Consider the following 21,294-nt stretch of genomic DNA (forward strand, 5'->3'; position numbering starts at 1 on the left):
CCTAGGAGGCTCCATGCGCCTACCGTTTGAACTCGACCCACAGATCATCCATCACATCATCTACAGTCAGGCAGGCTCGATCGGCAAAGCCATCATCGAGTTGCTGATGAACTCAGTGGATGCCAAAGCCAGTAACGTTCAACTATCGATTTCACGCGCGGGCTTCTCGTGCCAGGACGACGGTCAAGGCTTTGCGAGCCGTGAAGATGTCATTCGCTACTTCGGCCGGTTTGGAACGCCGCACGAAGAGGGCGATGCAACCTATGGCTGCTTCCGCCTTGGACGCGGCCAAATCATGGCCCACGCGTCTACAACCTGGCACTCCAATGTTTGGCACATGACCGTCAATACACGGGTCATGGGTTACCACTACGATCTAGACGAGCTACAGGTTATTTCACCTGGCTGTGCGATCAAGGGCGACTGGTATGAAGCCCTGAGCGAGGTCGAGCTGATGTCGACCCTTCAGGAAATACGGGACTTGGTGCGTTACACCCCTGTATGCGTTGAACTCAATGGTAATCGCATCACCCGCGACCCTCACGGCGAACGCTGGGATGCTGAAGACGAGTTCGCCTGGTACCGGGTCAAAGCCGACGGCGCCGTCGCCATCTACAACCAGGGCGTACTGGTGCGCCACGACTCGGGACATGTATGGGGCGCAGGTGGTCTCATCGTGTCTAAGAAAGCTATTGGATTGAATGTTTCCCGCACAGAAATCCTGCGCAAGACTTGCCCGGTATGGAAGGCTATTGCCAAGCAGTTTGGTCACATGGCTGATCAGATTGCCTCTCGCCTCGGCAATCATCGCAAGACAGAGGCGCGCCGTGAGAAGTCTGCTCGGGCACTCCTTTCCGGTGACGCTGGCATTGTGCAAACCTATTCCAAGGAAGAAGTCGTGACGCTTCTTCCTGGCAAGCGGCACATTTCAATGGAGGATTTCTTGCGCAAATGCCGCTACAGCCATGGCAAGCGTCATGGCGGCAGGTTTGCAGTTGTTGAAAGCGGTTTCGACGTGCCAAAGGGGGAAGCTATCGCTCGTGAAGGAATTGCCGTGATCGTGCATCCCGTCACCCTTGATCGTTTCGGGTGCTATAGCGCCCAAGAGTTTGCTGACTGTATCGCTCGTATCCACGACAATCTTAGGGAGGACATTGAACTGAATGGCGCTCAGTACTGGGGAATAAACGCTCTCTATATCCCGCAACTGCTGGCATTTTCGACATTGCGAGAAGCGTTCGTGGAGCGGACGCGCATCCTTACGGAGAAAGATGCGCTTGATCGTGAGACACGTCGTGCATGGACTGCGTTGCGCTGGTGCATGCACCACTATGTCGCCCTTTGCACGGGGGGCCGGTCCGTTTACGGCGGCCAGGTCCGTGAGGGCAAATCACTTCACATTCTGCTTGGTCAATCCAACGTTGCCGAGGCATGGACCGACGGCAGTAGCTACATCGCCGTCGATGTCACCATCGTGAAGCGGCTCAAATCCTCCCCGGTCAGAACAGCAGCGTACATTTTTTCACTGATTGAGCACGAGATTGCTCATGAGGGCGATAGCCTGGATTGTGGTCATGATGAAGCGTTCTACCAACGCTTTCACGATCTTGTGCTGCTGCACAGCGAACAACGGCAGCGCTACATGCACATGTGGCTAATGAAGTACACAGGAAGCATGGAGGCAGAGGGGAAGCGCGCGCAGGGTGAAGCATGGCGCGAACGTTATCTTGTGAACCGTGCGAGTGACAGCCGGTTGAAGCGCGGCCTGTCACCGACCATCGAAGATGTCAGCGACGACCCTGTGGTCGTCGGAGCAATCCCGGATGAGAGTGTGGCTTTCATTGACTATCAGAATGCTTTGATGGCCGATGCAGTCGTCACGGCCGAACCGCCGAACTGGACTGAAATTCTGATACGCGCCGCGCATGATCAGAAACATATCAGCATGCAAGTTAGCGCCAATGCAAAGCAACGTATCGCTACTCAGCGTCATTGGATCGACCAGGACGCCAGCTGTTGAGCTAAAAAACATCGATATGGCATTCAAAACCGCGTGAGCCAAGTCCGCGGGGATTGCGACTCAACAAGCTGGTCATGCTGCATTTCTGCTTCTTTGCTGCCCGCTTAAATCCGTCCCGACATGCTGTTGCACATGAACTTCAGCAACGTCATTCGGGTAGAGCGGTATGCGGCTATTTCTTTGCGAGAAGCCCTCTCAGGGTAAAGATATAGGACGAATCCTGGGCGCGACACAGCGTGGCAATGGGTGCTTCACTGGTTCTGGTGTCACAGTCACTTGGTGCATCGGACATCTCGTAGAAGCCGCTCCACCCGAAGCCTACGGTGAGCAGTTCAAGCATTGGTCCCTAGAGCAGCTACCTATTGCTCCTGAGCGATGGCGTGTTGAGGTCAAACCCAAGACCGCTTCGCAATTCAAAGTCGTCAAGCAACTGCTTGGCAAGGCAACCGAACTAGTCATCGCAACCGATGCCGATCGTGAAGGCGAATTGATCGCCCGTGAAATCATTGAGCTGTGCGGTTATCGCGGGAAAATCCAGCGCCTCTGGCTTTCCGCCTTAAACGACGCATCTATCCGCAAGGCGCTGGGTGCGCTCAAGCCTTCAAGCGAGACGCTTCCAATGTACTTCTCAGCCTTGGCACGCTCGCGTGCAGATTGGCTGATTGGCATGAACCTCAGCCGCCTGTTCACCGTGTTAGGTAGGAAAGCTGGCTATGAAGGCGTGCTTTCCGTCGGACGTGTGCAGACTCCCACATTGCGGTTGGTCGTTGATCGAGATCGGGAAATTGCTCATTTCGTGTCTGTTCCATACTGGACAGTGGAAGTCGGACTATCCAGTGAAGCACAGCAATTTTTCGCAATTTGGCTACCTCCGCAGTCCGCTACGGACGATGCTGGCCGATGCCTACAAGAGAGCATTGCCCGCCAGGCAACTGAAAGAATTCGTGCCGCCGGCGCAGTTCAGGTCCAGGCGGTGGAGACCGAGCGAGTCCGAGAAGGCCCACCTTTACCGTTCGATCTGAGCACTTTGCAGGAAGTGTGCTCGAAGCAATTTGGTCTGGATGTGCAGGAAACGCTAGACATTGCACAGTCGCTTTATGAAACACATAAAGCCACGACCTATCCACGCTCAGACTCCGGCTATCTTCCTGAAAACATGTTCACCGAGATACCCACGGTCTTGGATAGCTTGCTCAAATCTGATCCCACTCTTAAGTCCGTAGTTGATCAGCTTGATCGCACGCAAAGGTCTCGTGCATGGAATGACGGCAAGGTTACTGCGCATCACGGCATCATTCCGACACTTGAGCCGACGGACTTGTCAGCCATGAGCGAGAAAGAGCTGGCAGTCTATGGGCTGATACGTGCTCACTACCTCGCGCAGTTTTTGCCACATCACGAATTCGACCGCACGACGGCAATGCTGTCATGTGCAGACCTGATTCTTCGAGCCGTAGGCAAACAAATCGTTGTTAGAGGCTGGCATCTGGTTCTAGCTGAGCCGAAAGCAGATCCTGAAGAGGCGGGAGACGATACCTCTTCCCGCAGCCAAATCCTGCCTCCACTGCGCGCCGGGCTAAGTTGTCAGGTCACAGGCGCTGAATGCAAAGCTCTCAAGACGCTGCCTCCACGGCCATACACCCAGGGAGAATTGGTCAAAGCGATGAAGGGAGTTGCGAAGCTGGTCTCGGATCCGCGTCTGAAGCAAAAGCTCAAAGACACTGTTGGCATTGGCACCGAAGCCACACGCGCAAGTATCGTCAATGGATTGCTAAAGCGCAGTTACCTAGTGAAGCGAGGTAGATCCGTTCGCGCGTCAGAAGCCGCATTCACGTTGATTGACGCAGTACCAGCTGCCATCGCTGATCCTGGCACGACAGCAGTCTGGGAGCAGGCGCTCGACATGATCGAGACCGGCCAACTGACGTTGGACACTTTCATCGAGAAGCAGTCGGCCTGGGTCGCTCAGCTGGTGCAGCAGTACCGAGGAACTACATTGTCTATTCGGGTTCCCCAAGGTCCGGCTTGCCCTCTGTGCGGTGCTACGACGCGCCAGCGCACTGGGAAGACTGGTGTCTTCTGGTCATGTAGCCGGTATCCGGAGTGCAAGGGTACGGTGTCAATCGAGTCACCCGGTGCAAAACGTGGCTCCCCACGTAAGCGGCGCAGCGCGCCGAAGGCGCACTGACGCCACAAACATCCTGCCACGACCGCGCTTTCCAGCGGTTGCCAGGCGTGGCCCCGCACCTAGTGGGGCAACCCCAACATGCCTCCACCTTCTGCAACGGCATGCGTCCAGCGGTTCCAGCCGCTGGAGGGATGAAGGTATTTTCATGTCAGACCGCTTTCTGCGGCCTCTTGATCGGTGATTGCAGTCTGTGATCCGAAGGGTCTCCTGGCCTCTTGCGTGCAAGAGGCCAGGAGACCCTTCGGGGACGACGGTGTTCTATGCCGGTGCCCGCCGGTGAAACAACGGGCGCCTTTTGTGCGCGGATGTGTGCCAGGCGATACCGACTCCCGCCACGATACGGGTCGGGTGCGATAGCTGATGCAGCGGCGGCTTTGACGACAGCCAGTCCATGCGACAGCCCACAGGTGGTTTCTCTGTCCTGCGCTGGAGGTCCATACCTCCAGCACCTTTGTCATTTTCCTTCATCGCGTTACGCGCCGCCGATCATTCGGTCTTGCGGCCACGGGCGATTTCGCCCCAACCAAAACAGGTGATATGACATGAACGAAACAGCCCTTCAATTTGGCAGTGTATGCAGCGGAATCGAGGCCGTGAGTTTGGCCTGGCAACCGCTCGGTTGGCATCCGGCTTGGTTCTCGGAGATCGATCCCTTTCCGAATGCCTTGCTCGCTCATCACTACCCCGACGTCCCGAACCTCGGAGATATGACACAGATCGCCGATAAGGTACTCACGGGGCTCGTGCCTGCACCTGACATCCTGGTTGGGGGCACGCCATGCCAGACGTTCAGCGTCGCGGGCACGCGTCTTGGACTGCAAGACCCACGCGGCGCTTTGACCCTTAAATACACGGAGCTTGCCGATGCCATCGACCATACCCGTCAGGAACACCAGAAACCTCCATCGGTCATCGTCTGGGAAAACGTCCCAGGCGTTCTCTCTGACCGCTCTAACGCCTTCGGATGCCTTCTGGGTGCACTGGCAGGGGAACGCCATGCGCTCGAACCAGCAGGGAAAAAATGGACGCACGCAGGTTGTGTGTCTGGACCCCGCCGTCGTATCGCGTGGCGGGTACTCGACGCACAATATTTCGGCGTCGCCCAACGACGTCGCCGTGTGTTTCTTGTGGCAAGTGGTCGATACGACCTCGATCCCGCTGAAGTACTTTTTGAGTCCGATAGCTTGTGCGGGAATCCTGCGCAGGGCGGCCAAACGTGGCAAATGCCTGCCGGAGTTGCTTCAGGCCGTACTGATAGCGCAATCCACTTCGTCAACAGCTTGAGCAGCTCTTATCCCAATGCGTCGGTAACGGTCTGCTTCGGCGGTGGGAATACCAGCGGTCCAATCGACAAGGCAGCCTGCCTGACAGCCCGGGGCCACAAGTGCGACTTCGAGGTGGAGACCTTCGCAGCACAGTCGTTCACCGGCCACTTGGCTCATGCGCTCAATACCGCCAACGGCGGCAAAGGCTGCAGTGAGGATGGCTCCGGCCGTGGTGTGCCGATTGTCGCCACTTTCGCGCCGCAAAGCATTGCGTTTGCACAGAATTCGCGTGGCGAGCTGCGCCTGGAGTCCGGGCATGGTCAAGTTACCGGCCCTCTATCAACTGGTGGAGGAAAGCCCGGTCAGGGGCGACCAATGATTGCGAGTGTTTCCCTCCGTGGCCGTGCCGGCGGCTCCATCGCTGAATTGGGCGATGGTATATCTGCGACGTTGCGCGCCAGTACTGGCGGTAGCGACAAAGAACATATCTTGCAGCCCGGCATTGAGGCTTACTTTCAATACACGATGGAGCCTCCTGGGAAAGATGAGTGGGCAGCCTGGTCGAAATGGCGGGTTCGGCGGCTGATGCCGGTGGAATGCGAGCGCCTCCAGGGTATGCCAGACAATTACACGTTAGTGCCGTACCGCGGCAAGCTAGCAGCCGACGCGCCTCGCTATAAAGCAATTGGTAATTCCATGGCTGTGCATTGCGTGGCCTGGCTGGGATGGCGCCTGCAGCAGGCACTTGAAAGCGGGTATTCACAGTTACCGTTAAACAAGTGACGACATGAGCATGTCTGCTTAATTTCCGCCATGCGTCGCTGATTGATTCAGCATCACGCCAGCAACCAGGGTCAAGCCGGTTGCGCCGCGGAATCCTCTGCGTTGACCCAGCCAGTTCGCTTCGCATCATTCGCGGACGAGCGTCCCTGCGACGTCGATGCTTTTCTACTACCTCTGGGGGTCTCCCGCACGCCAATAGCACGTGGCTGATTTCTATAGTTATCAGGAAAACACCATGATGAACTCCAGCATCGAGGACGAACCCTACGGCCAATTGGCCTTAATACACCTCGGAAAGCTGCTTCAACTTCAAGTCTTAAAGAGTGCTGCAGGCTACTACCTCGGCACCGTAGATGTAGACGGTGATCCTGTATCTCGCGAATCCGTCGAATATTTCCCCACCAGCGATGCTGCCGCAGCGGCTCTGATATCAGGGCAGTGGCGTCAGCTTTCGTATCTTTGATCCCAACCTTAAAGGAGTCATGTCATGAACCTTCCTCAAGGGGCACTCGACTATTTCTCACAGGAACTTGCGCATTCAACCCAATCTCCAAGGTCCTTCTTCCAAGCCTGGAAACGTGGTGCCGAGATTGCTGGTGCTGCATGGTTCGGCGATGGCACTCATGATGGACTTACTCGAGCGGCCAGCAAGTGGGACCTTCAGCCCAACGTTCTGATGATCGGCAAAGCGCTCGGTGTTTTGAGTTCAGGCGAGCGCATGTTCCTCGCTGCCATGGTCAGTTTCTACAATGCCCGCGAGGGAGCTGCGATGCTCAAACGATGTGGCTTTGAGGGGCTTGCCGATCTTGGTGGACTCGATCTCCAACGACGCAAAGTGCTTGCAGAACTGATTGTGCAGTATGACGGCTGGTGATCTGCAGTTATTGCTTTAACCAATTTTCACACCATCTCAAGAGGGACACTCATCCCTCTGGGGAGTGTTCCTTGTAGTCTTTTCAAGGAGCGCATCATGTCAAAAAATCCAATTGTCGCTGTTATCGTCGATGACGATCAGGTCAAGGACATCATCATTGAAGGCTGGCCAGAGAATGTCGCTATCCCGCGTTTTACCATCGCTAACGTTGACACAAGCCACGTGCCTAAGGACGACCTGTTCCAGCTGCGAGTAGGTTATTCAGTGTTCGAAGCCAGCGGATATGAGCTTGACCCCAAGCTATACCAACCCGGCCTCAATGTCGTATCTCCGGCAGCAGTCATCGAAGCCTTACACGACTTGGGTATCGAAGCAGTTGTTGCGCTGGCTCGCATCATCGCTCGAAAGTACGCGATTGAACTCAACGACTTGAGTGCTGCGCGCATTGCAGTAAAGGCCTCAGCTATTCAACTGTGCATCACGCTGGACGAGCCTGATCTAACGGCAGCTGTGAATCAGTTGACACAGCAATCTTCGTAGTCATTTAAACCCGGATGTGCATCCGTACTTCCAATCAACTATCGCCTGAATCGAACAAGATTCAGGCGTCACGGCGGATGCTATTGTCCGCGAGGACATGGCTCCGTTTTTTCCACCGGAGAAGTCTCATGTCCCAGTTATCCAATCCTTTCATTCGTGGCTATCAGAATTTGAGTATCGGCCGCACGCTAGCCATTTCGACAGATGATGACCAAGCGCTGATCTATCGCACTCTGCATGAGTCTCAGATCCGACTGCATGATCAATCTGTCGTATGCCATCGGTGCATCTTCAACGACGACCACGCATTAGTGATCGATGGTCAGGATATCCCAAACGAGATCGCCTCAGGTCATTCGAACAGTGGCATCGTCCGCGCGGTGATCTATGCCGTCATGTGCGAGGAGGGCGGCCAGCCGATCCATATCGGTGACACGTATTCGTGGGCCGACGCTTGTGCCGTCATCCAGCGCCTTAAGTTTGAAACGGGGCATTACAGCCGGGCATGGGAAATCAGTAAAAGCCATCTTACTGAGGAAGCAAATCAGTACCTCGAAGAATTAGCCGATTCGCCGACTCCGCTAGGTCTGTTATTTGAGGTTTTTCGAATCCCCGATGGTCACTGCATCGGTGTGAAATTGGTATCCACGCCGTGGACAGACCGCAACCTGGAGCTCATCGATGGCCGCAGCTCTGTAGAGCTTCTTCAGGAGCAGCAGTCAGCAGGTGTACCGGAACTGTTACTGGAAGTTCTGCACTTGGCTAGCCGCGCGGATACCCGGTTCTTGGTCTTTGATCCCGACGCACCACTGCTTGCCGGATTACCCGTCATTGTGGATTGAGATATCTCTAAGGGCCTCCTTCGGTGGCTCTTTCTTCATCTTTCTCACGTATCAATCGGGCTTTCACCAGTATCCCTTTGTGCGCGACGTTACACAGTCGACGCGCCAAGCTGAGCGCCATGTTCCGCTGACGAGTTCAGCAACATGCCCAGGTAGCCTAGACCTTCAAGGCTACGGTGTGCCCGCCACACTGGTTACATATGTCTCGGCGTGACACTGCGCCTTTTATCAACCTGCAAGGGGTCTCCCTCCCTTGCGGGCGGGAGCCCCTTGAATTTCTTCAAGGAATCTCCCATGGACAAACAAGCCATTCGTGCCCAGATGCCAGACCTGGTTCGCGATCATGTGCCTTCTAACGCACGCGTTATCAACTACAACATCTTCGATGGTGAGCCCCAGGTCTCCACACTGGGCTTCGACATCGATCCGAGGCCCTTTGAGGGAAAAGTAATTGCGACTACCGACGAAGCTATCGTCGTCAAGACCGGGCGCTCGGCGTTCGCTGTCCTTGACCGAACGCTTGTCACCGAGGTGCCTGAAAAAGGGGCCAAGGTGCAGATTGCTCCCTATGCCAGGCGTCGCTTTGATGGGCTGCGCGCGGACACACCCGAAGAGCGTAGCGAGCGAACTGCCGGAGGGCATTCGTATACGGTGCAGACTTTCGTACTGGGTGACGCGCCAGCCAAGCTGCCGGTGCCTGAACCTCGTTGCTTTGAACTTAAAGAACTTATCAATCAACTTGAGCAGTTACCCGCACCTGACGGCTTCCGGCGCATCACTCACCTGCTGGTTGATGCAGGCGCCAGAGACTTTAAATGGGTCGATCCGTTGCCGGCTGACATCATCAAGACACCTCCAGCCATCGGCTTCACGGTTGCCTCTGCGAAATTCTCGGGCCAAGTCATCGTGTCGTATGACCGGGGGGCTGACCAGTACGTGGTTGAACTGCAGCGCGACGGTAAATCCATCCACCGCGTTGAGGAAGTTTTCTTCGACGATCTTGGAAGCGTATTGGAAAAATTGATCGACGATGGCAGTTGGCGTCGTATCCACGTGCAGTGCCTACACGGACGCAAATCTGTTCACCAGTGAGTCGTTTTAACTTCCAGCTTTACGGCATGGAGAATTCCATCCATTTCACAGGAGATCATTCATATGTCTCTTAGATTCAATGGCGACGAGCTGCGTCTAGTTTTCGCCGAAGCGGTAGCTAACAAGTGCCGCGTCATTCTGGTGAAAGACCACGGTGTGTACTGGTTGGCTGAGCATGGTGAAAGACGGCCCGATGGTCGGCAAAAATTGATTGCTTACGCGATTGGCTGCAACCCTGATATTGATCCCTTCGACAGCTGGTGGAACCTGGCTCACACCGAGCTCGGGGGCGACGACTTCGCAGAACACTTCGACCCGAACGGTGATGTATTTGAACGCATTTTGACCAGTAACGACGATATGGAGCTTTCGGCAACATCAACCCATCTTTCCCTTCAGAACGTGCCACGTCTCATAGGCGCTCCTTGATCACCTATCTTCCAGCCCCCGCATGCGGGGGCTTTTCGTATCAAAAAACCGGTCGCTCGCCGATACCGATTGGCGATGGCGCTTTAGCAAAGCAAGCACGACCCTGCGTGCATGCCCGCTGACGTTGTCAGCGACATGCCACGCAACCTCGGTCTTCAAGGTTGCGGCGCAGCGTTTGCTGTGTGACCGAGCCAGTTCGCTTCGCATCCGTTCGCGAACAGCTATCGGTTTGCCGGTAGTGGATGCATCGCCTTATCAACCCATCGCGGGGTTACGCACCTCTTCCCGCGCTTTGGGGGCTGGTGTGTCTCCGCTTTTCCTATGGAGATTCACCATGAACACCACATCCAACGAAAAGTCCTACTTCGACCTCCACACTTCCGGCATCGGCTACTTGCAGCGTGTCCGCGAGGTTCCCGTCAGGGGCGGGCGTCGAGCTCAACCATTTCTAGCATGCACAGTTGCCGCGATGTTCGGATCTGCTAAAGATCCGAGCTATCGGTACTTCGATGTAAAGGTCTCAGGTAGCGAAGCCAAGAAGCTGGTCCAGCGCTATATCGGCATTGAAGATCAACGTCAGCGTCCGCTGATTCGGTTTCGGATCGGTGACCTTTGGGGCGATGCTTTTATCCGTCCCAAAGGACAGCGTAAAGGAGAAGCAGCAGCCACCCTTAAGGGCCGCTTGCTCAAAGCCGAACTTGTCGATCGTGCCGAACTGGCGCTGATCGAAAAGCACGAACTGATCACACGCGGCATTGGATATCTCAATCGCCCGAAGGAGGTCACTCCCAGGGATCGCGACCCGTTTCTGTCCTGCTCCATTGCTGCATTGGCTGGCCCCGTCGATGAACCGGAGTACCGTTACATCGATGCGATTGTCACAACTCAGGACGCCCAGCATTTGGTGCGGCGTTGCGTGCAGGCCATTGAGTCCGAGCGCAAAGTGCTGATCGCTTTCCGTCTCAACGACATGAAGGCCGATTCGTACATCCGCACTAAGGGCGAACATGCAGGCGAAGCAGCAGCGAGCCTTCAATCGACGTTAGTCCATATCGGTTTGATCAAGATCGATGGTCAGCGGGTTTACCCCCCCGCCTCAGTGGGCAACGAGTTGCCGCCTGCAGTTGACGCACACGTTTCCGAGGCCGATGAAAGCTCCGAGAACGTTACCACTACCGAGACAGCTGAGCGCGAGCCTGAGGTCGAAGTAGAGGACAGCGAGCCAGCGATGGCTGCTTCGTTCTGATCCGACAAAGCCCATTCCAAGGGGCTGATCATTCCCTCCCTCTAGCATGCACCTCCCTTACGGGGAGGCGCATGTCTTCGTCTTTTCAATCGCATGCAACCACAAGCCCACCGAGCAGCCTGGTTGTTACATCATTCAGGAGCATCCCCATGCCTCTAGCAAACCGTTTCTCAGGTCGTTCCCCTGTGCTGCGCGCAGATCGTCCGCTGTCTGACGAGCAAATACGTGCCGTAGCACCCTCAATTTTTGCCGACTCGCCTCACGGAAGTCGGTCTGACCGATACGCCTACATCCCAACCGCAACCGTCCTTACCAAGTTGCGCAACGAAGGTTTCGAACCTTTCATGGTCTGCCAAACTCGCGTCCGCAATGAGGACCGGCGCGAGTACACGAAGCATCTCATTCGCATGCGTCATGCCAGCCAGATCAATGGTTCGGAAGCTAACGAAATCATTCTGCTCAACAGTCACGATGGAACGAGCAGCTACCAGATGCTCGCTGGCATGTTCCGCTTCGTGTGTCACAACGGTTTGGTCTGCGGTGACACCACTGCAGACATACGCGTGCCCCATAAGGGCGATGTAGCCGGCCAAGTGATCGAAGGAGCGTTCGAAGTCCTGCGAGGATTCGAGCGAGTGCAGGCGTCGAGAGATGCCATGCAAGCCATCACGCTGGAGGCGGGCGAAGAAGAACTCCTCGCTCGATCCGCGTTGGCACTCAGATACGACGATCCGAGCAAGCCTGCGCCTATTACGGAAAAACAGCTGCTTGCACCACGGCGTTTCGATGATCGCCGTTCAGACCTGTGGTCGGTTTTTAACCGAGTTCAGGAAAACATTGTGAGAGGCGGCCTATCGGCACGTGCAGCCAACGGCCGTCGACAGCGTACTCGAGAAGTGCAAGGCATCGACCAAAACATCCGCCTCAACAGGGCGCTGTGGATCCTGGCCGACGGTATGCGTCAGTTGAAGGCCTAGTGCCGCGCGGTCCGCTTTTTTTCATCATCAGCTTCATCACAAGGAGCACCGTAATGGCGGCTAAATCAACCCTTCAATTCGCTTCACCGATAATTGTCTCTGGACAGCTCACGCTGCGCACCATCCGCGGACGTAACGGCCCGTTCAATGTAGGACGTCTCGTCACACCTCACGGTGAGTTTGCGGTCAAGGATGCAGAGCTTGAGCAATACGCCGAAGGCAAGTACGACGGCGAATTCCACATACGCTTCATTTATCCAAAAGCCTATCCCACAGCTGGTGGAATGCGTTTCGAGATCCGGGCCAATCTGGACGGAATGACCCTTTCAGGGATCGACCGATTGAGCCGAGATGATGCTCACAGCTTCGCTTCTCAGGAGGTGGATCCACTTGATGAGGAACTCGGGACGCAACCAGTGGAGGAAACGCGCGCAGCGCTCAGTTCGGAATCTGCCGCAGTGCGGGCATCGACTGATCCTCTGATGGATACCACGCCTTTTGGTGTGGAAGCGCCATTGGTAGTGGTGGCCGACTCTGGTAGCCCTGACAGCGATGACGTTGCGTTGTTCGGCACGCTATGGCCGTTGGGAGAATCCGTGAAGCTGGATTCAACCATTGACCGGCGAACGCTTCGCGCACAGATCGCTCGTCTAGGCGACTTAGGCTATGCGCTTGATTTCAAGTTGCAGGAATGGAAACGCCAGTTGCATCCGCAGGTGGCGTAATCACTGCGCCGTATACACGGTGCTTCATCCCCCGCTGGAGTTCCTTCCCGGCCGGGGAGGACTCTGGCCTTTTTCTTGAGGTCTCTATCATGTCCACATTTGCTGGCAATACACACTTACAGCTCTCCGGTGATGCTGACGCTGCGCTTGATGAAAATATGTGGCGCGCCGTCTGTGAGACCGTTGCCGCACAGGCCAACAATGGTTGCGGCTTGTCTTACGAATACTACGTCGACCGCTTCAGCTCGGCGATTGATAGTCACGTTGTCCGATTGCCCGAAACACAGCGTGCACATGCTTTGCAAATTGCAACACAGGAATGGAGCTACGCAACGCCTGCCGAGAGGCAGGAGGCTCAGAACTGGAATGCCGAGAATGGCTGCTGCACGCACGGCATCGAGCTGGGTTATTGCCCGGCGGGTTGCGGTTCGTATTAGGAGTGCACGATGAAGACCTCGCTGCAATCCCTATCACCCGAACTGCTAGGCCTGGTTGAGGGTCAGCTTTCCAATGATGAAGTCTCGTCTGACGATGAGTTAGTGCAGTACTTCATCCAATCTGGCCTGACAGAGGTACAGGCGCGTGACGCCATCAGCTTTCGGCCGCGCTATCGGATCGACGTGTATCTCGCTGGCCACACTCCGATCCGTAATGTAGGGATCGTGTTGCGGTTCAATCCGCACAAGGGCGAATTCGAAGCCGATTAGCGGCTCTTTCTTCCATCCCACGGGGCAGCCTTGCCCTCGCGGGTGCTGCTGCCCCTCGCTATCTACGAGGACACCAGCATGTCTAAAGGTGCTTTCACACACCCTCTCTATCGCATCGACGAGTGCAGCGACCTCATGGCCGACGCCTGTGTCTGCGGCGATCAAGGTGATCTAGTTTTCCTCTCCGTATGGGCTCGTGATACTGCGGTCCAGCAGTTGTTGGCTCGGTTGACCCTGGGTCGGGACGAGGATGGTCTGGATCAGCTTCATCTCATCAACGAACATGGGGGCAATGTCCCTGTATTCGTGGGGTCAATCGACCGTTTTGATAAGCGACTAACCCGCGCATATCGCCGCACGCTGTTTGGTTCCATGGTCAATCTTTGGCTGTTCGACCGACGTTGCATTCAACCTGATAAGAGCAAAGCCAGCGCGGTTGCCCTGCTGCCGCGCCACGCAACTGATCCGACCTCACGACTGTGGCACCTCGTCAAAGATACCTGTCCGCTGCCGTTGCTTGATCACTGGCAAGAGCCTGTACTGGCACTGCTACGCGAGCGCTTCATGCTCAAGAACATGCCTGTAGCTCTCGGTCCACTGCAAGGTTTTCAGTTGGCGCTCGATGTCCCGGCGCTTACTGAGGCATTGAGTGAGTTGATCCGTAGCGGTGTCCTCACTGCCCATCCGCAGTCGGCTGACCCGAAGTTGCTGATTGATGTAATGGCCTGATCTACCTGTCACGCAGTTGCGCGCACCACGCGCGCTTCTGCCTTTAATTTCCCTAGCCAATTAGGAGACTGCTATGGCACTCATGTTTCCGCGGCTTGCCCGCAATTTCGCCAAGAACGGGTACTACCCGACCGACGAAGCGACGCTCGAACGAGCGCTTTCCGCACTGGCGCCCAGCGATGGGCCAATGTGCATCATCGATCCCTGTGCCGGCGAAGGCGTTGCCATCGCAGAAGCTGCACACGTACTCGGGCACGGGAGGACCACCTCTTACGCGGTCGAGTACGACCAGGAGCGTGCAAACCACGCTCACTCACTGGTCGACCACTGCCTCCATGGCGATGTTATGGACACAGTGATTGCGCGGCAGAGCTTCGGCCTGCTGTGGCTTAACCCTCCTTACGGCGATCTAGCTAGAGATGCCAATGGCAACATTGGCTACGAAGGCAAGGGGCGTGCCCGTCTTGAAAAGCTTTTCTACCAGAGGACGCTGCAGTTCCTGCAATATGACGGCATCCTCATTTTTATGGTGCCGTCATACGTGCTCGACCGCGAACTGGTCGGGTGGCTGACACGTCACTTCGCTGATCTGAGCATCTACCGTGCGGTCGATACACAGTTCAAACAAGTGGTGGTATTCGGACGACGAGTTCGCCAGCGTGAGTTGGTGGGAGACGACACTAAGGACATTCGTGGGCGACTGCTTCAGATCGGGCAAGGTGAGCTCGACCTGGATGAAATACCAGCCCAGTGGACGCTACTTCCCTATGTCGTTCCTGTAACCACGTCTGAGCCAGAGCATTTCTACCGGCTAAGCATGGAGCCGACGCAATTTGCGGAGGAGGTTTCTCGTCTCCAAGGCTTGTGGCCCGCATTCGAAACGCACCTTGGTGCGGCTCAGCAATCGATGCGTGCCCCGGTACGTGCGTTGTCCCACTGGCACTTGGCACTTGCCCTCGCGGCTGGCGCCATATCTGGTGTCGTGCAATCCAAAAATGGCCGAGTCCTGGCTGTGAAAGGCGATACCTACAAGCAGAAGGCCACCGCCGTGGAATACCACGAGCGCGACGATGGTTCAGTTGCAGAGACGCGAATCCTCACAGACAAATTCGTACCTGTAATCCGAGCGTGGGACCTGTCTCCCAACTCTGACTCGTTCGGCCGAATTATCACCATCCACTGACCCGCTTCGGCTGTTTCGTTTCATAGATGGAGCACCACCACGTTGTTGCTCGCTCAGTAGAACTTCTTTTCCAGCGGCCTTGCGTCGCCTTTCAACCTTCAACCCCTTGGGGCGTTCACCGCCCTAGGGGGTGGTGCGTGCCCCGATTTTTATGGAGCATCACCATGACTACTCAACTCAATGCGGCTCCTGCCGCAGATAAGGCGCTGATTAACAGCAATCCGCCTGATTTGCTTGATCAGATTGATCCCGTATCGTCGGAGCTCTCACTCACTCTGCAGGATTTCGTTACAGAGTTTGGCGACGAGCTTTTGAACTCTCTCAATCAGGCTAATCCGCCTGTTTACAGCGGTTCACCACGCACCAATCGTCAGCTTGTCCTGCTGGGCCTAAAGCGCAAACTTTTTCCAGCGCAAGCAGAGGTCGTCCACGCGGCTGCAGAGCTGCTCGCTAACCACGGCGAGCGTGCGGCAATCGTCAACGGTGAAATGGGCACAGGTAAAACCACTGTCGGCATCGCGCTGGCAGCGGTTCTCCACGCGGAGGGATATCGCCGCACCTTGGTTCTCAGCCCGCCGCACTTGGTTTACAAGTGGCGCCGAGAAATTCTGGAAACTGTTGCCGGCGCAAAGGTCTGGGTGCTTAACGGACCGGACACGTTGCTCAAACTCATCAAGCTGCGCGAGCAACTGGGCGTCCCGGCCGCCGGTCAGGAGTTCTTTATCATCGGCAGAGTGCGCATGCGCATGGGCTTTCACTGGAGGCCTGCTTTCGCACGCAAGCGCACTCGATTCGGCGTTGTGGGCGCATGTCCGCATTGCGGAAGCGTCGTCAACAACATGGATGGAGAGCCGCTTGACGCTCTGGAGCTTGAAGCAGAAGAAGCACGCCGCAGATGCAGCGTCTGCGATACCGCATTGTGGACGTTGGTTCGTCCGCGAACCCTCTCCAGCAGCGATCAGTCATCGGCTGTGCTAAGAGCTTTGAAGCGTATCCCGACAATCGGTGAGGCCACTGCGCAGAAACTGATGAAGACGTTCGGGGATAGCTTCTTGGCCTCGATGCTTGGCGACAACCTCCACAATTTCATCAACTTGATGGACGACAAGGGAGAGCTGGTCTTTTCTGATAGGCAGGCCCAACGGATGGAGCGTGCGATGTCCAGCATGGAGTTCGGGTTTGGCGAAGGTGGCTACCAGGCTTCCGAGTACGTCAAACGCTATCTCCCGCAGGGCACCTTCGATTTGCTCATCGCAGACGAAGCGCATGAGTACAAGACGGGTGGGTCTGCGCAGGGCCAGGCGATGGGCGTTATTGCGGCCAAGGTCCGTAAGACCTTGCTACTCACCGGCACCCTGATGGGGGGCTATGCCGATGATCTGTTTCATCTGCTATTCCGGGCTTTGCCCGGACGCATGATCGAAGACGGCTACCGTCCGAGCAGCAGCGGCAGCATGAATGCCGCCGCCATGGCGTTCATGAGGGATCACGGCGTACTGAAGGATATTTATTCCGAGAGCGATGGGCCGGCCCACAAGACCGCCAAGGGCTCGAAGATTACTGTCCGAACGGTAAAGGCCCCGGGTTTCGGTCCGAAGGGGGTGCTGCGCTGCGTCCTGCCCTACACGATCTTCCTGAAGTTGCGCGACATCGGAGGCGTCCTGCCACCGTATGAAGAAGAGCTCCGGGAGGTCGCGATGGGTGAGGCGCAGGCAGCCGTCTACCGGGAATTGGCTGCTCGTCTCACTGCTGAGCTCAAGGAGGCCCTGCGCAAGCGGGATACCACCTTGTTGGGCGTAGTGCTCAACGTGCTACTGGCATGGTCCGACTGCTGCTTCCGTGCTGAAACTGTGCGTCATCCGAGGACACGCCAGGTCTTGGCGTTCACACCAGCCCAGTTCAATGAGCTGGAAATCATGCCTAAAGAGCGTGAGCTCATTGATATTTGTCGCGAGGAGAAGGACGCGGGTCGCAAGACCCTGGTCTATTCGGTCTATACCGGCAAGCGTGACACCACGTCGCGTTTGAAGGGGTTGCTGGAGCAGGAGGGTTTCAAGGTGGCCGTGTTGCGCGCAAGCGTTGATGCAAGCCGCCGCGAGGACTGGATTGCCGAGCAGCTTGACCGTGGGATTGATGTTCTCATCACCAACCCTGAGCTCGTTAAAACAGGGCTGGATCTGCTGGAGTTCCCTACGATTGTCTTCATGCAATCAGGGTGGAACATCTACACGCTTCAGCAGGCCGCACGTCGCTCATGGCGTATAGGCCAGAAGTTGCGTGTGAGGGTTATCTACTTGGGGTACATGGCCACGTCGCAGATGACGTGCCTTGCTCTGATGGCCAAAAAAATCCTGGTTTCGCAAAGCACGTCGGGCGACGTCCCGGAATCGGGGCTTGACGTGCTCAATCAGGACGGCGACTCAATTGAGGTCGCTTTGGCAAGGCAGCTTGTTGCTGCTTGATGTCCAGAATCAGCCGGCACCCTTCGGGGCGCCGGCTTTTTTTTCTAATGCATACTTCTGCTACCGATGGTTTGACAATCAGCACGCCAGAACATGGATGAGCGCTAATTCGCATTCTTTACTGACCGGGGTTGCGGTCTGCAGGGAAGGTGTCGGCTTACTGCAACAGGAAGCCGGTTCATGCAAGACATCTGCTGCTCCTCACTCCTGGCTGGCTGTGGACTGGTAGTCGCTGCCATTTTTATTGGTGGTTGCGCCACTACGTCTTCAGAAGTTCAGCCACCCCCTACTGCTGAGGTAATCGCTCCCCGCGACCAGACCAATCCGGAGTTGATTCCAGTGATCCGCTATGGGCGCTACACCCTGGTTGAACTGTCTCCTGGCTCAGCACAGCGTGACCTACTGCTGCAGGTCATCGATGTGCGGATGCCAGACGAAGCGAGAGCTAGCGTTGGCGATGGCCTACGCCACGTTCTCAACCGCAGTGGCTACCAAATGTGTGAGACGGGATCTGCCGCCCTTGAACTCTACCCGCTCCCAATGCCCGCCGCCCACCTGCAATTGGGCCCTATGACACTGCGCGATGCGTTACTCACTCTGGCAGGCCCTGCTTGGGATGTTGAGGTCAATGACAGCACACGGCAGGTGTGCTTTGTGCGTCCTGGAACTCATGTTGAACTTCCATCTCAGGATCTTCAGAGCTCCAGGCCGGCTCAGGTGTTTCCGCAAGCTGGAGCCCAGCAATGACTAGATCCAAGATCATCTCCGGCGCGAAACATTCACGAGCCTACTCGATCATCCAGATATTGCTGTGGGTGTGGCTTGTCGGGCTTATGGCCTTAGTGATGATCGCGTTGCTCGCTGTGCAGTCGCAACGCGAAAAGACCCTCAATCGTTTGCACGCGCTGGAGGTAGGTCAGGCGCAAATCGCTGATGCAAATCGCGCGCTACAGGCCCGGCCGGAATCGGCCACCGCGTCAGCGCTAAACGATGTGCGTGAGGCTGCGGAACATCGAATTGATGAGCTTGAGCAAGCACTCGCCACTCGCGCGACTTCGGATGATTTGATTGCACTTCGTATGGAGATGGATCAAATCAAAGCGCATCAGGCTGCGATTCAAAGCAGTGTGGAAAGTAAATCACGTGCAACGCAAACCAAGGTGGTTAAGCCGATTGAGATTCCCATTCCATTTCGGGTTATTGGATCGGAACTGCGTGCCGGTCAGCGCACGGTTTCAGTCGCTCCCGTTAGTGGTGACCTCTTAGCCTCTCAGATCCAGGTAGTCCTGCCCGGTGAAGCAGTAGGGCAATGGCGGCTGGTAGAAATTGATCGGAACACCGCTGTGTTCCGCGCAGGCGAGCAAACCCGCCGTCTGGCGATCCCCTGAGGGAGGCGTGCCATGAGGTCACTATTTCCGTTTCTCGCGCTCTTCCTGGCAACACTTCAATCACCTGCTTGGGCACAGCAGGTGACAACCAAACAGTCCCAGGTGTCGACTAGTCAAATCGATCACAGTCATGACGAGAAGCTTGCGCGCGACTGGGGACTTCGGCAGGAGGAGTGGACACGATACCGGGAGCTGATGGCTGGCCCATTGGGCATCTATTCACCCAATCTGGATCCGCTATCTGCCCTCGGGACAGAAGCACGCTCTGATGAGGAACGGCGGCACTATGCTGAGCTACAGGTGCAGGCAGAGGCACGCCGTGTCGACAAGTTGCTGGCCTACCAACGCGCCTATGACGAGGCATGGCAGCGGCTGCATCCGAATCTTCAACGTGTCAATTTACCAGATGCCGGGCCCAGCAACGCCGCTACCGCGAGTAGAGAGAGCGGCAGAACCGCAGTTTTTGTGCGCGACAATTGCTTGCCTTGCGATCAGGTCATCCATCGCCTTCAAGCCACGGGTACAGCTTTTGATATTTATATGGTGGGTAGCCGGTCTGACGATGCTCGCATCCGCGAATGGGCGCGGCGCAACAAGATCGATGCATCCCTAGTCAGCGCTCGCACGATTACCCTCAACCACGATGCCGGTCGCTGGCTGTCTCTGGGGCTACCAGGTGAGCTGCCTGCTGTCGTACGCCAAGTCAACGGTCAATGGCAACGCCAACCTTAGGACTGGCATTGCCGGGCGCAATGTTCCTGCTGACTGTCGGCATGCTCTATATGCCGGCCCATGCTCAGGAGATCCCACCGCCTGCTTATCAGCTCGCGGCACAGAGTGCCGGTATTCCCTCAACGGTGCTGTACGCAGTTGCACTCCAGGAAAGCGGTATCCGTCGAGGGGGGCGCATCATTCCCTGGCCTTGGTCAGTCAATGTTGCAGGCGAGTCATTGCGCTTCTCCAGCCGTGCTGAAGCTTGTTTCGAGTTGCAGCAGGCGTTGCGCAAGGTGCCTTCGACGCGCGTCGATGCTGGTTTGGGACAGATCAATCTAGGCTATCAGAAGCATCGCTACAGCCACCCATGCGACTTGCTCGACCCTTACGGCAACTTGGCGATCGCAGCGCAAATCCTGCGGGAGCAACACATACCGGGGGACGACTGGTTACTGGCGATTGGTCGCTATCACCGTCCGGCAGGCGGTGCACCGGCCGCACGCTATCGACAAAGCGTGGCCCGGCATCTTGACCGCGTTCGCGGTTCTTCACGAACAACCTTCAACGTTCGAAAGGAGACATCACCATGAAATGTTGGTTTATCGCGGATGCCCGAAGCCTGTTGATGCTGTTCACTCTGCCCGCTATGGCTTTGGCAGGCGAGCCCTTGATAGTCGTCGAGGATCTTGGCGGTGCCTCAGCATTACCGTACTACGAAGCGCTCAATCTGCAACCGCGTACATCCGCTTCAGCTAAGCCCCCCGTCGCTGTACCGATACCGCCCATCAAAGCAGTAGGTGAAGTAGACATGCTGCCTGTACGCAGTGCCAAGCTCACTCCTGGCACTGTTACTCGCAGGGTCATAGAGGCTCCGGGGCTACAGCCATTTTTTCTGGTCGGAGATGATGAAGCATCGCATGCCTGGTTGCGCCTTCATGCCGTAGCACTGCGTGAGCGCAAAGCGGTTGGTCTTTTCGTCAATGTTGAGTCAGCCCAAGGGCTCGCCAGTCTGAGAGCTTTGGCGCCAGACATGCAACTCGCCGCAGTCACCGCCGATGATCTGGCCGAACGGCTGGGCGTACGCCATTACCCCGTGCTGATTACCAGCACCGGCATTGAGCAGTGACGCC

At 56.4% G+C, this 21,294-nt stretch carries 22 protein-coding genes; all 22 read left to right on the top strand.

Features of this window, described 5'->3' with window-relative positions; genetic code table 11:
- The first annotated feature begins 13 nt into the window (after window positions 1-13).
- The gene (locus tag CKW31_RS09235; RefSeq protein ID WP_095094061.1) at window positions 14-2,020 is read left to right on the top strand and encodes an ATP-binding protein; all 2,007 of its coding nucleotides are present in this window, start codon (window positions 14-16) and stop codon (window positions 2,018-2,020) included.
- Window positions 2,021-2,186: 166 nt separating this feature from the next.
- Entirely contained in the window at window positions 2,187-4,208 is a 2,022-nt protein-coding gene (locus tag CKW31_RS09240; RefSeq protein WP_095094062.1) for a DNA topoisomerase III, read from the top strand.
- A gap of 542 nt (window positions 4,209-4,750) precedes the next feature.
- A complete protein-coding gene (locus tag CKW31_RS09245) occupies window positions 4,751-6,256 on the top strand; it encodes a DNA cytosine methyltransferase (protein WP_095094063.1) in 1,506 nt (501 codons plus the stop codon).
- A gap of 235 nt (window positions 6,257-6,491) precedes the next feature.
- Window positions 6,492-6,719: a hypothetical protein gene (locus tag CKW31_RS09250; protein ID WP_371856711.1), complete on the top strand. Its 228-nt coding sequence runs from the start codon at window positions 6,492-6,494 to the stop codon at window positions 6,717-6,719.
- 24 nt (window positions 6,720-6,743) lie between these two features.
- Window positions 6,744-7,130, top strand: a complete 387-nt coding sequence (locus tag CKW31_RS09255; RefSeq protein WP_095094064.1) for a hypothetical protein — start codon at window positions 6,744-6,746, stop codon at window positions 7,128-7,130.
- Between the two features lie 96 nt (window positions 7,131-7,226).
- On the top strand, window positions 7,227-7,670 hold the full coding sequence (locus CKW31_RS09260; RefSeq protein WP_095094065.1) for a hypothetical protein: 444 nt from the start codon (window positions 7,227-7,229) through the stop codon (window positions 7,668-7,670).
- Between the two features lie 128 nt (window positions 7,671-7,798).
- Window positions 7,799-8,512 carry a hypothetical protein gene (locus CKW31_RS09265; RefSeq protein WP_031423966.1) on the top strand — a complete coding sequence of 238 codons (714 nt, stop codon included), beginning with the start codon at window positions 7,799-7,801 and terminating at the stop codon, window positions 8,510-8,512.
- Window positions 8,513-8,806: 294 nt separating this feature from the next.
- Window positions 8,807-9,604, top strand: a complete 798-nt coding sequence (locus tag CKW31_RS09270) for a GTPase (RefSeq protein ID WP_095094066.1) — start codon at window positions 8,807-8,809, stop codon at window positions 9,602-9,604.
- A 63-nt stretch (window positions 9,605-9,667) separates the two neighbouring features.
- The gene (locus CKW31_RS09275; RefSeq protein ID WP_095094067.1) at window positions 9,668-10,033 is read left to right on the top strand and encodes a DUF3085 domain-containing protein; all 366 of its coding nucleotides are present in this window, start codon (window positions 9,668-9,670) and stop codon (window positions 10,031-10,033) included.
- 334 nt (window positions 10,034-10,367) lie between these two features.
- Window positions 10,368-11,279, top strand: coding sequence for a DUF3577 domain-containing protein (locus CKW31_RS09280; protein ID WP_032699491.1), 912 nt, complete (start codon window positions 10,368-10,370; stop codon window positions 11,277-11,279).
- 149 nt (window positions 11,280-11,428) lie between these two features.
- The gene (locus CKW31_RS09285; RefSeq protein ID WP_032699488.1) at window positions 11,429-12,256 is read left to right on the top strand and encodes a DUF932 domain-containing protein; all 828 of its coding nucleotides are present in this window, start codon (window positions 11,429-11,431) and stop codon (window positions 12,254-12,256) included.
- A gap of 53 nt (window positions 12,257-12,309) precedes the next feature.
- The gene (locus tag CKW31_RS09290) at window positions 12,310-12,981 is read left to right on the top strand and encodes a DUF3275 family protein (protein ID WP_095094068.1); all 672 of its coding nucleotides are present in this window, start codon (window positions 12,310-12,312) and stop codon (window positions 12,979-12,981) included.
- Between the two features lie 89 nt (window positions 12,982-13,070).
- On the top strand, window positions 13,071-13,418 hold the full coding sequence (locus tag CKW31_RS09295; protein WP_032699486.1) for a hypothetical protein: 348 nt from the start codon (window positions 13,071-13,073) through the stop codon (window positions 13,416-13,418).
- A gap of 9 nt (window positions 13,419-13,427) precedes the next feature.
- On the top strand, window positions 13,428-13,688 hold the full coding sequence (locus CKW31_RS09300; protein ID WP_095094069.1) for a hypothetical protein: 261 nt from the start codon (window positions 13,428-13,430) through the stop codon (window positions 13,686-13,688).
- A 78-nt stretch (window positions 13,689-13,766) separates the two neighbouring features.
- Window positions 13,767-14,417, top strand: coding sequence for a hypothetical protein (locus CKW31_RS09305; protein ID WP_095094070.1), 651 nt, complete (start codon window positions 13,767-13,769; stop codon window positions 14,415-14,417).
- A gap of 73 nt (window positions 14,418-14,490) precedes the next feature.
- The gene (locus CKW31_RS09310; RefSeq protein WP_095094071.1) at window positions 14,491-15,600 is read left to right on the top strand and encodes a DUF6094 domain-containing protein; all 1,110 of its coding nucleotides are present in this window, start codon (window positions 14,491-14,493) and stop codon (window positions 15,598-15,600) included.
- 164 nt (window positions 15,601-15,764) lie between these two features.
- The gene (locus CKW31_RS09315) at window positions 15,765-18,062 is read left to right on the top strand and encodes a DEAD/DEAH box helicase family protein (protein WP_256582543.1); all 2,298 of its coding nucleotides are present in this window, start codon (window positions 15,765-15,767) and stop codon (window positions 18,060-18,062) included.
- Between the two features lie 180 nt (window positions 18,063-18,242).
- A complete protein-coding gene (locus tag CKW31_RS09320) occupies window positions 18,243-18,809 on the top strand; it encodes a PilL N-terminal domain-containing protein (RefSeq protein WP_095094072.1) in 567 nt (188 codons plus the stop codon).
- Window positions 18,806-19,450: a hypothetical protein gene (locus CKW31_RS09325; RefSeq protein ID WP_256582544.1), complete on the top strand. Its 645-nt coding sequence runs from the start codon at window positions 18,806-18,808 to the stop codon at window positions 19,448-19,450. The genes CKW31_RS09320 and CKW31_RS09325 overlap by 4 nt, the downstream gene beginning before the upstream one ends.
- Window positions 19,451-19,462: 12 nt before the next feature.
- Window positions 19,463-20,182 (top strand): TIGR03759 family integrating conjugative element protein, encoded by a 720-nt coding sequence (locus CKW31_RS09330; RefSeq protein WP_095094073.1) that lies wholly within the window; start codon window positions 19,463-19,465, stop codon window positions 20,180-20,182.
- Window positions 20,164-20,754: a transglycosylase SLT domain-containing protein gene (locus CKW31_RS09335; protein ID WP_218192140.1), complete on the top strand. Its 591-nt coding sequence runs from the start codon at window positions 20,164-20,166 to the stop codon at window positions 20,752-20,754. The genes CKW31_RS09330 and CKW31_RS09335 overlap by 19 nt, the downstream gene beginning before the upstream one ends.
- Window positions 20,751-21,290, top strand: a complete 540-nt coding sequence (locus CKW31_RS09340) for an integrating conjugative element protein (protein ID WP_095094075.1) — start codon at window positions 20,751-20,753, stop codon at window positions 21,288-21,290. The genes CKW31_RS09335 and CKW31_RS09340 overlap by 4 nt, the downstream gene beginning before the upstream one ends.
- Window positions 21,291-21,294 lie beyond the last annotated feature (4 nt).

It is taken from the genome of Pseudomonas sp. Irchel 3A5, assembly GCF_900187575.1.
Classification (GTDB): domain Bacteria; phylum Pseudomonadota; class Gammaproteobacteria; order Pseudomonadales; family Pseudomonadaceae; genus Aquipseudomonas; species Aquipseudomonas folii.

Bases quoted from the DNA above. Each gene is read 5' to 3' on its own strand.
- CKW31_RS09245 (WP_095094063.1), top strand. From the start codon at position 4,751: ATGAACGAAACAGCCCTTCAATTTGGCAGTGTATGCAGCGGAATCGAG.
- CKW31_RS09265 (WP_031423966.1), top strand. From the start codon at position 7,799: ATGTCCCAGTTATCCAATCCTTTCATTCGTGGCTATCAGAATTTGAGT.
- CKW31_RS09335 (WP_218192140.1), top strand. From the start codon at position 20,164: ATGGCAACGCCAACCTTAGGACTGGCATTGCCGGGCGCAATGTTCCTG.
- CKW31_RS09320 (WP_095094072.1), top strand. From the start codon at position 18,243: ATGCAAGACATCTGCTGCTCCTCACTCCTGGCTGGCTGTGGACTGGTA.
- CKW31_RS09300 (WP_095094069.1), top strand. From the start codon at position 13,428: ATGAAGACCTCGCTGCAATCCCTATCACCCGAACTGCTAGGCCTGGTT.
- CKW31_RS09235 (WP_095094061.1), top strand. From the start codon at position 14: ATGCGCCTACCGTTTGAACTCGACCCACAGATCATCCATCACATCATC.
- CKW31_RS09255 (WP_095094064.1), top strand. From the start codon at position 6,744: ATGAACCTTCCTCAAGGGGCACTCGACTATTTCTCACAGGAACTTGCG.
- CKW31_RS09340 (WP_095094075.1), top strand. From the start codon at position 20,751: ATGAAATGTTGGTTTATCGCGGATGCCCGAAGCCTGTTGATGCTGTTC.
- CKW31_RS09240 (WP_095094062.1), top strand. From the start codon at position 2,187: ATGCGGCTATTTCTTTGCGAGAAGCCCTCTCAGGGTAAAGATATAGGA.
- CKW31_RS09305 (WP_095094070.1), top strand. From the start codon at position 13,767: ATGTCTAAAGGTGCTTTCACACACCCTCTCTATCGCATCGACGAGTGC.
- CKW31_RS09310 (WP_095094071.1), top strand. From the start codon at position 14,491: ATGGCACTCATGTTTCCGCGGCTTGCCCGCAATTTCGCCAAGAACGGG.
- CKW31_RS09260 (WP_095094065.1), top strand. From the start codon at position 7,227: ATGTCAAAAAATCCAATTGTCGCTGTTATCGTCGATGACGATCAGGTC.
- CKW31_RS09290 (WP_095094068.1), top strand. From the start codon at position 12,310: ATGGCGGCTAAATCAACCCTTCAATTCGCTTCACCGATAATTGTCTCT.
- CKW31_RS09280 (WP_032699491.1), top strand. From the start codon at position 10,368: ATGAACACCACATCCAACGAAAAGTCCTACTTCGACCTCCACACTTCC.
- CKW31_RS09315 (WP_256582543.1), top strand. From the start codon at position 15,765: ATGACTACTCAACTCAATGCGGCTCCTGCCGCAGATAAGGCGCTGATT.
- CKW31_RS09295 (WP_032699486.1), top strand. From the start codon at position 13,071: ATGTCCACATTTGCTGGCAATACACACTTACAGCTCTCCGGTGATGCT.
- CKW31_RS09250 (WP_371856711.1), top strand. From the start codon at position 6,492: ATGATGAACTCCAGCATCGAGGACGAACCCTACGGCCAATTGGCCTTA.
- CKW31_RS09270 (WP_095094066.1), top strand. From the start codon at position 8,807: ATGGACAAACAAGCCATTCGTGCCCAGATGCCAGACCTGGTTCGCGAT.
- CKW31_RS09275 (WP_095094067.1), top strand. From the start codon at position 9,668: ATGTCTCTTAGATTCAATGGCGACGAGCTGCGTCTAGTTTTCGCCGAA.
- CKW31_RS09325 (WP_256582544.1), top strand. From the start codon at position 18,806: ATGACTAGATCCAAGATCATCTCCGGCGCGAAACATTCACGAGCCTAC.
- CKW31_RS09330 (WP_095094073.1), top strand. From the start codon at position 19,463: ATGAGGTCACTATTTCCGTTTCTCGCGCTCTTCCTGGCAACACTTCAA.
- CKW31_RS09285 (WP_032699488.1), top strand. From the start codon at position 11,429: ATGCCTCTAGCAAACCGTTTCTCAGGTCGTTCCCCTGTGCTGCGCGCA.